At 73.2% G+C, this 2,866-nt stretch carries 3 protein-coding genes; 2 read left to right on the top strand and 1 reads right to left on the bottom strand.

Annotation, left to right across the window (positions count from 1 at the left end; genetic code table 11):
* The first annotated feature begins 127 nt into the window (after nucleotides 1-127).
* Entirely contained in the window at nucleotides 128-694 is a 567-nt protein-coding gene (locus ACFQ3T_RS35605) for a GNAT family N-acetyltransferase (protein ID WP_380730380.1), read from the top strand.
* Nucleotides 695-708: 14 nt separating this feature from the next.
* Here ACFQ3T_RS35605 and ACFQ3T_RS35600 read toward each other — a convergent pair whose 3' ends face one another.
* On the bottom strand, nucleotides 709-1,416 hold the full coding sequence (locus ACFQ3T_RS35600) for an SDR family oxidoreductase (protein ID WP_380730378.1): 708 nt from the start codon (nucleotides 1,414-1,416) through the stop codon (nucleotides 709-711).
* 98 nt (nucleotides 1,417-1,514) lie between these two features.
* Between ACFQ3T_RS35600 and ACFQ3T_RS35595 the strand changes: the two genes are divergently transcribed.
* Complete coding sequence (locus tag ACFQ3T_RS35595) at nucleotides 1,515-2,549, top strand: serine hydrolase (protein ID WP_380730376.1); 1,035 nt, start codon at nucleotides 1,515-1,517, stop codon at nucleotides 2,547-2,549.
* Nucleotides 2,550-2,866 lie beyond the last annotated feature (317 nt).

Raw genomic sequence — 2,866 nt, 5'->3', positions numbered from 1 at the left:
CGCGGCCCGCCGCCGCGCCCCACCCGCCGCGCATCCCCGCCTCGCCACCGCCGCCGCGCAACGCCGCCGTCCGGGTGGAGCGGAAATCCGCCTGCGTCGGCGCGGTGAGTTCTGCTTCCCTCGCACCATGACATCGGTCTGGGTGGGGTCCAAGGTGCGGTTGCGCGGTGTCGAGCCGGACGACTGGCAGGCGTTCATGCGGTTCGGGGAGCACTCCGAGGACATGCGCGCGGTGGACCGCGTCGAGCCGCCCCGCTCCGCCGCGGGCCACCGGGAGTGGACCGCCAGGCAGGCCACCGCCGCCCCGGACGGCGACGTGCTGTTCCTCGCGATCGAGGCGGATGGCGTGCTCGTCGGCAGCCTGACGACGCACGGCGCGGACCGGCGGGCCGGTCGGTTCGGCTACGGGATCGGCATCGGCCACGAGCACCAGCGGCGCGGGTACGCGGCGGAGGCGGTGGGGCTGCTACTGGACTTCATGTTCGGCGAGCGCCGCTACCGCAAGTGCGAGGCGGGCGTGTACGCGTTCAACGAGCCGTCCCTCGCCCTGCACCGCAAGCTGGGGTTCCAGGTCGAGGGGCGGTTGCGCGACCACGAGTTCTCCGGCGGCAGGCACCACGACATGGTGCTGCTGGGCGTCCTCTCCGACGAGTGGTTCGCCGGCGGCCGGTCGCGGCTCGCCCCGACCACGTGAGGTCGGGGAGCCGGTCAGCGGTAGGCGTCCTGGCCGACCGGGCGGACCAGGATCTCGTTGACGTCGACCGTCGGCGGCTGGCTCACGGCGTAGAGCACGGCGCGCGCGACGTCCTCCGGCGCGAGCTTCGGGTCGGCCTGGCGGGACGGCGGGATGCCGCCCGTGTCGGTCAGGCCGGGCTGCACGAGGGTGACGCGGACGCCCGTGCCGACGCACTCGGCCCGGATGGCCTGCGCCAACCCCGTCACGGCCCACTTGGTGGCGGAGTAGAGGTTGCCCGGCCGCACCCCGCGCCCGGCGGCCGACCCGGTGAGCACGAGGTGCCCGCCGTGGCGGATCAGCGCGGGCATGGCGGCGCGGGCCGTGAACGCCGGGCCGCACACGTTGGTCAGCACCATGTCGCTCCACTCGTCGGGCGGCGCGCCGGCGTCCGACGTGAACGAGGTGACGACGCTCGTGCCGGCGTTCGCGAAGACCACGTCGAGGCGTCCCCACTCCTCCTCGACCTGCCCCACCAGGGCCGCGAGCTGCTCGAAGCTCCGCACGTCGCAGGAGGCAGCCCACACCCGGTCGGGTCCGCCGAGCCGGGCCGCGACCGGCGCCAGCGACGACGTGTCGCGGGCGGTCAGGACCAGCCGGTACCCGGCTTCCGCCGCCAGCCGCGCGGTCGCCGCGCCGATGCCGCGGCTCGCGCCCGTGACCAGGAAAACGCCGTCTGCCATGTCGGCAGGCTACTGCCGGGTGGATCACGTCACCGGTTCGGAGCAACGTTCCGTGCCCTCGTGGCGTCGTAAAGGCATATTCGTCCGATAGGGGGAACATGAACGTCAACCGCAGGATCGCGCTCGGTCTCGGGTCGGCGGCGGCGACCGCCGTGCTGGGCGCCGCGGGGACCGCGCAGGCGCAGACCACCGAAGCCGAGTGGGACGCGCTGATCCCGACGACGGCCGACCTCGCCCGGCGCAAGATCGCGTGGAAGTACGCGGCGCTGGTCGGACGGGCCGGTGGCACGTGGTCGTCGCACATCGCCGTGGCGGACCCGGACGGCGTGGTGAAGCCGGCCGTCGAGGCCGAGGCGGACCGCGTCGTCGAGGCGTACAGCGTGAACAAGATCGCCGTGGCGGTGGCCGTGCTGGACAAGGTCGACCGGGGCCTGATCACGCTGGACCAGCGGGTCGACGTCACCGAGTCGATCGTCATCCAGGACACCGACGGGATCTTCACGCTCGACGGCGCGTACCCGAGTTCGGTCACCGTGGGGCACGCGCTCGCGGCGCTGCTGACCGTGTCGGACAACACGGCGGTGCGGCTGTGCGGGCTGGTCGTGCCCGCGATGGAGCTGAACGAGATCCTGCGGTCCAAGGGTTTCGTCCACACCAGGGTCGTGCCGGTCGCCAACCCGAACCGGTTCTTCCTCGGCACCACCACGCCGCGGGAGACGTCGACGTTGCTGCGCGGGCTCGCGGCGGGCGAGCTGCTGTCCCCCGCGTCCACCGCGCACCTGTTGAAGGTGCTGCGGTCGCTGACGTCGTTCACGGACGGGATCAGGCTCAACCTGTCGTCCGCGGAGCGGCTGAACGTGGCGACCAAGGCGGGGTGGTTCGCCGACGGGCGCAACGAGGCGGGGATCGTGTTCGACGCGTCGGGCAAGCCGATGATCACGTTCGCGCTGTTCGCGTCCGGCCGGTTCCACGGTGACCAGGAGGACAACGCCGACAACTACAGCGCCACCCACCCGGCGCTCCGCGCACGCGCCGCCCTCGGCCGCACGCTGTACGACTCGGTGCTGCGGATCACGACGACCTGGCCCCACACCTACCGCGCCCAGCCGTACCGGCCGGGCAACGGCGGCTGAGCAACGACGGCTGGAAACGGCGGCTTTGCAACGGCGTCCGAGCACAGCGGCTGACGGCTCAGCGGCTGACATGACAGCTCGGCTTCGCCGGTAGTCGCTTCGCAGGGGTCCCCGCCGAGGGGACCCCTGCGCTTATTTTGCCGGCAGGCACCGACAATCCCGCCGCTCCGAGGCCCGCTTCGCCGACCATCGAGCACCGGCGCGGCGGACAACGGCAGCGCGGAAAGCGGGGTCGTCGGCGGTAGTGAGGCCGCAGCGGGCGGCGAGGCGGCGGGCGGCCAGGCGGGACTGCGGACAGCAGGCGGCGAGGCGGCGGG

Source organism: Saccharothrix hoggarensis (genome assembly GCF_042678885.1).
GTDB lineage: Bacteria > Actinomycetota > Actinomycetes > Mycobacteriales > Pseudonocardiaceae > Actinosynnema > Actinosynnema hoggarensis.
This window is presented reverse-complemented; position numbering and strand designations above follow the sequence as displayed.

Coding starts and splice junctions, on each gene's coding strand:
- ACFQ3T_RS35605 (WP_380730380.1), top strand. CDS start 128: ATGACATCGGTCTGGGTGGGGTCCAAGGTGCGGTTGCGCGGTGTCGAG.
- ACFQ3T_RS35595 (WP_380730376.1), top strand. CDS start 1,515: ATGAACGTCAACCGCAGGATCGCGCTCGGTCTCGGGTCGGCGGCGGCG.
- ACFQ3T_RS35600 (WP_380730378.1), bottom strand. CDS start 1,416: ATGGCAGACGGCGTTTTCCTGGTCACGGGCGCGAGCCGCGGCATCGGC.